This is a genomic window from Roseobacter sp. (assembly GCF_039970775.1).
Taxonomy (GTDB): Bacteria; Pseudomonadota; Alphaproteobacteria; order Rhodobacterales; family Rhodobacteraceae; genus Roseobacter.
The window spans coordinates 1-4,839 of sequence record NZ_JBDVLG010000067.1; the positions used below are offsets into that span (position 1 = coordinate 1).

Annotated in this window: 4 protein-coding genes and 3 pseudogenes; 1 reads left to right on the top strand and 6 read right to left on the bottom strand. The window is 57.1% G+C overall.

Annotation, left to right across the window (positions count from 1 at the left end; translation table 11 throughout):
- Nucleotides 1-451: 451 nt before the first annotated feature.
- From ABJH13_RS18335 to rpsB, 4 genes and pseudogenes are all read right to left on the bottom strand, one after another.
- Nucleotides 452-538: pseudogene (locus ABJH13_RS18335) on the bottom strand (transposase); the annotation flags it as partial.
- A 55-nt stretch (nt 539-593) separates the two neighbouring features.
- A pseudogene (locus ABJH13_RS18340) lies at nt 594-746 on the bottom strand (hypothetical protein); the annotation flags it as partial.
- A gap of 512 nt (nt 747-1,258) precedes the next feature.
- The gene (tsf, locus tag ABJH13_RS18345) at nt 1,259-2,134 is read right to left on the bottom strand and encodes a translation elongation factor Ts (RefSeq protein WP_348407673.1); all 876 of its coding nucleotides are present in this window, start codon (nt 2,132-2,134) and stop codon (nt 1,259-1,261) included.
- Between the two features lie 63 nt (nt 2,135-2,197).
- A complete protein-coding gene (gene rpsB, locus ABJH13_RS18350; protein ID WP_348407674.1) occupies nt 2,198-2,980 on the bottom strand; it encodes a 30S ribosomal protein S2 in 783 nt (260 codons plus the stop codon).
- A 305-nt stretch (nt 2,981-3,285) separates the two neighbouring features.
- Here rpsB and ABJH13_RS18355 point away from each other — a divergent pair, with 305 nt between their 5' ends.
- Nucleotides 3,286-3,864, top strand: coding sequence for a PA14 domain-containing protein (locus ABJH13_RS18355; protein WP_348407675.1), 579 nt, complete (start codon nt 3,286-3,288; stop codon nt 3,862-3,864).
- Here the strand turns inward: ABJH13_RS18355 and ABJH13_RS18360 are convergent.
- Nucleotides 3,847-4,713, bottom strand: coding sequence for a lysophospholipid acyltransferase family protein (locus tag ABJH13_RS18360; RefSeq protein WP_348407676.1), 867 nt, complete (start codon nt 4,711-4,713; stop codon nt 3,847-3,849). The genes ABJH13_RS18355 and ABJH13_RS18360 overlap by 18 nt on opposite strands.
- Nucleotides 4,710-4,839, bottom strand: a pseudogene (locus tag ABJH13_RS18365) (ornithine-acyl-ACP acyltransferase); the annotation flags it as partial. The gene ABJH13_RS18360 and the pseudogene ABJH13_RS18365, both read right to left, overlap by 4 nt.

A 4,839-nucleotide genomic window follows, 5' to 3' on the forward strand; every position in this document is an offset into this window, starting at 1 on the left:
ATACCCACCTTCTCGGGACATTGCTGCGCAATACCCTGCCAGACAAAGGATCGTCAGCTGCTTGCTATCGTCTCAGCCCACTGCTCAGTGCTATACGTACCGCATCTTGGCGAAATTCGCCCGCCCGTTTCAGTCCCATAGTCCATCTCCTTTGTTGCAGTGAATGCTATCAAAAGAGCGGCATCAAACCCCGACAGATCCAATGTGCCGCGCAAAGAAGCCCGACACAACATTGCTTCTGATAAACGTGCCAATACAAAATATGCGTTACAAAGTAGGAACCATCCACACAGGATGCTGTCGAGAGGGCATGAACAACTCCGAATACCCGTTCAGATCGTCGGTCAACGCATCAAAGACGGGCCGCAGTTCATAGGCGGCTTTCCAGATATGGCTCTGCCCGTTCAAGGCTGGCTTGATCCACTCGATCAAACTCAAGGCACCCTTCACCCCATTCTGCGGGGGTCGACCGGTCCAGATCGACCCCTTGGCGGCCGTAAATCTGAGCCTGACGATACAGGGGCAGTTGATCCGCATGTGTCAATCATGCCAAACTGCAAACCTGCTAGGATTTCCTTATCGACGCCAAGCCGGCGATTTGGAGACAACGCGACTTCGACGCGACCGGGCAACGCGGCTTCGATCTCTGTCTTAAACGCACGGGCGGCGATTTCATAAGGGTTGGTCGGGCTCGCCGCAGTCAACCGCAACAGCTGCGGCCGCAAGTCACTTTGTGAATGTCCCAATGTTGTTTCGTCTCAGAAAACACTGTGTTTGTCGTGCACAACAACTTCTCGCAGCACCACAAGAAACGATTACTCTAGATGTCTTCGCACGTGGCTGTTTTTACGGAGGCCCCGCGGCGGCATGGGGCATCGATAAACCATATAATACTGCACCGGCAATGATCATCTGTGGATTATCACACATGGCCAAATTGGCATGGTCGGTTCCGCGAGAGCACATATTCTACCACGTGTTCGAGATGAGGGTGCGGTGATGTATGGCCGAAGAGTTGGTTGGCGGACGCCAGTTTGATCAGTGCTCATGTCCAACAGAAAAACTCTAGCAAACCGAGTGACTGGACAAGCCAATGGACGGCGCAAAGTAAAAGCCCGGCTTTGTTCGCGCATTCGACGAATTGTCTGATCGACACCGATCACAGTATCACTGTGGATGTGGACGACCGTGTGTCACATACATAAACACAAAAAAGGGCGCATCACTGCGCCCTCTTTCGTAAAATATGATCGGTGGATCAGCCTTTAGCAGCTTTGGCCACTTCTGCGGCGAAATCTTCTTTGACCACTTCGATGCCTTCGCCCACTTCCAAACGCACGAAACCACTGATAGTAGCGCCCGCTTCTTTTGCCGCATCGCCAACCGTCAGGTCAGGATTAACAACAAAAGACTGGTTCAAAAGCGTAACTTCGGACATGTATTTTTTCATACGTCCGACGATCATCTTTTCGATCACGGCCTCAGGCTTGCCGCTTTCGCGGGCAATATCCATCTGCACTTGCTTTTCTTTTTCGACAACGGCCGCGTCCAGATCGTCTTCGGACAAAGACGCGGGGTTTACGGCGGCAATGTGCATCGCAACCTGTTTGCCAAACGCTTCGTCGCCGCCGGTCAAGGCAACCAAAACGCCGATTTTACCCATACCAGGTGCGGCGGCGTTGTGCACGTAAGACACAACCGTGTCGCCATCAATCGTGGACAGACGGCGCACCGACATGTTCTCGCCGATGGTCGCGATTTTGTCGGTCACGACGGTCGCAACGGATTTGCCGCCCATGTCAGCTGCGTTCAACGCATCGACGTCAGATACCGTCAACGCAACGCCCGCGATACCAGAGACCATCTCTTGGAACTCGGCGTTTTTGCCGACAAAATCGGTTTCCGAGTTCACTTCGACCGCCACACCGTGACCGCCGTTGACCTTAACAGCCACCAAACCTTCGGCCGCCGTACGGCCCGATTTTTTGGCTGCTTTTGCAAGACCTTTGGTGCGAAGCCAATCCAAGGCCGCTTCCATGTCGCCCGCAGTTTCGGTCAGCGCTTTTTTCGCGTCCATCATGCCTGCGCCCGTACTGTCGCGCAGTTCTTTGACCATAGATGCTGTAATCGCCATCTGAGGTTCTCCTTTTGGAAACTGAGTAAGTGGGGGCAGGTCGCCCTGCCCCATATATCCGGCTTAGGCCTGCGCTTCAGCAGCTGGTGCGTCTTCGGCAACAGCTTCTTCTACAGGCGCTTCTTCCATCGCACCGATGTCAACGCCAGCCGCACCCAGTTGTGCAGACATGCCGTCGAGAGCTGCGCGCGCTGCCAGATCGCAATACAGCGAAATCGCACGGGCCGCATCGTCGTTGCCAGGGATGATATAATCAATGCCATCTGGTGGGCAGTTGGTGTCAACCACAGCCACAACCGGAATGCCCAGCTTGTTGGCTTCGGCGATGGCCAATGCTTCTTTTTTCACGTCGATGACGAAAATCAGATCAGGGCGACCGCCCATTTCACGGATACCACCCAAGGAGGCTTCGAGCTTGCCTTGGTCACGTTCCATGCCCAGACGCTCTTTCTTGGTGAGGCCTTCGAACCCGTTCTCGGACTGCTCGTCAATCGCCTTGAGACGGTTGATCGACTGCGACACGGTCTGCCAGTTGGTCAGCGTGCCACCCAGCCAGCGGTGGTTCATGTAGTACTGCGCGCATTTCTCTGCGGCGTCTGCGATGGGCTGTTGAGCCTGACGCTTGGTGCCGACGAAAAGAATGCTGCCGCCTTTGGCGACGGTGTCACGGATCGCTTGCAGCGCCGAGTCCAACATTGGGACAGTCTGCGTCAGATCCATGATGTGGATGCCATTGCGCGCGCCGTAAATGAACGGACCCATACGTGGGTTCCAACGCTGCGTTTGGTGGCCGAAGTGTACGCCTGCTTCAAGCAGTTGGCGCATGGAGAACTCTGGAAGAGCCATGTTAGTCTACCTTTCCGGTTTTATCCTCGGCGGGGGCATGACGCTGAACATAAAGTCCAGAAAGCCAACCGGCGGACCGACAAAGATGTCTCCCCTGTGCAGCCCAACCCCGCCTGCGGGTTTCAGTGCCCGCGCTTTAGCCCAACCGCGCTCGGATCACAAGAGGCCAATTTCACACCTATGTCTCTGCAAGACCCTTGCCACAAAGGTGCTGCCTTGTCAGCGCGACCAATCCCATTTTAATATCCCCCCCAACGGCCCCAGAGAGCGCCGAATGATCCAACGAACGAAGACCGGGAGTACACATGACGTTTTTCTTCAAATCGGCCGCCGTGGCGGCGGCCTTTCTTTTGCCTGCTGTGGGCTTTGCCAACCCTGTTGCGCTGCAACCCGCAGACCCGCAACCCAATGCCAGCGCCCTGACGCCGGGGCTTGCGGTGACCTACGCGTTTCCGGGCGATGTGCGCACAGTCAAGGACGCGCGCAATGCGCTCAAACGCAAACCGGTCGCTGGCACGCCGTTGGTGGGGCTGTCCTATGACGACACCAACGAGGGGGATCCCGTTTTAACGGCGGGCAAAGCCACCAAAGTCGCGGCGGCGATCACCGGCTATATCAAATTTGACGCCGCTGGCACGTATGTGCTCGATTTCCTCAACAACGACGGGTTTGAAATCACCATTGGTGGCCAGATTGTCGGCGATTACGACGAAGTCCACGCATGCGGCTATGCCGGCGAAATCGAAGTGGACGTGCCCAAGGCCGGGTATTACCCGCTGGACGCCACGTATTTTCAGCGCAAAGGCACGGCATGTCTGATGATGGAATGGGGCCCAGATAGCGACAGTCTGGATTTCGTCCCCGATTCAGCGTTCTTTCACTGACACACGCGGGCCGGGTGCGTGCGCCCTGCCCGCCTGCACGACCCCCTCGCGGACCCGCGCCTCGCAGGCGGCGGCCAGCGCCTTGCGGTTGTCAAACGCCGCAACCTTGAGCGGCGGATGATAAATCACCTGTACCCGACCACGCCGCGTATTGGCCAACGTCGCCAACAAATGGCTGCCAAAATCCATATCCCCCCACCAACCGTACACTCTGGGATCTGCGTGCGCCGGGGCGTGATACACCACTGTTACGGGCTGTACCTCTAGGGTCTCGCGCAGACCCTCTGCGAAAAACGCCGCAAATAACGTGGTCTTGAAGGGCAACACCCGGCCGCCATCGCTGCTGGTGCCTTCGGGGAAAAACAACAACCGGTGCCCGGCTCTGAGCCGGGTGCGAAACACCGCAGCTTGTGCGGCGGCCTGCGTGCGGGTGCGTCTTATGAAAACGGTTCCCGTGGCGCGCGCCAGCCATCCTATTCCCGGCCACCCGGCCACTTCGGATTTGGATACAAAATACACCCGTTTGGACGCATTTAGCACAAAGATATCCAGCCAGCTGGAATGGTTTGCCACAGCCGCCCCCTGCCCGTTTAACGGCGTGCCCTGCACCGCCAATCGCAGCCCAATAATCCACAGCGCGACACGGCACACAAATACGGTGATAAAAGGCGTGACCGGGCGCGCCAACCCGCACAAAGGCCGTTCAACCAAACGCACCGCCAGCAAAACCGCCAACCCGCCAAACACCAAAATCGCCAGCGGTATGGCCCGCAGCACGACACAAACACCCCCCCAAAACGTCAGACGTCGGCGCGGCGGCGGGTCATTCCCAAACCACGTATCGCTCATGCGCTGCGATCGCGGTACAGCCGCGCCTGCTGGTCATTCATACGTGCCGTGTCCAGAACCAAACACACATCGGTGGTGTTAAACGCATGATCCACATAGGCGCCCCGACCCACGTACCCCCCCAGC

Bases quoted from the DNA above. Each gene is read 5' to 3' on its own strand.
- tsf (WP_348407673.1), bottom strand. From the start codon at position 2,134: ATGGCGATTACAGCATCTATGGTCAAAGAACTGCGCGACAGTACGGGC.
- rpsB (WP_348407674.1), bottom strand. From the start codon at position 2,980: ATGGCTCTTCCAGAGTTCTCCATGCGCCAACTGCTTGAAGCAGGCGTA.
- ABJH13_RS18360 (WP_348407676.1), bottom strand. From the start codon at position 4,713: ATGAGCGATACGTGGTTTGGGAATGACCCGCCGCCGCGCCGACGTCTG.
- ABJH13_RS18355 (WP_348407675.1), top strand. From the start codon at position 3,286: ATGACGTTTTTCTTCAAATCGGCCGCCGTGGCGGCGGCCTTTCTTTTG.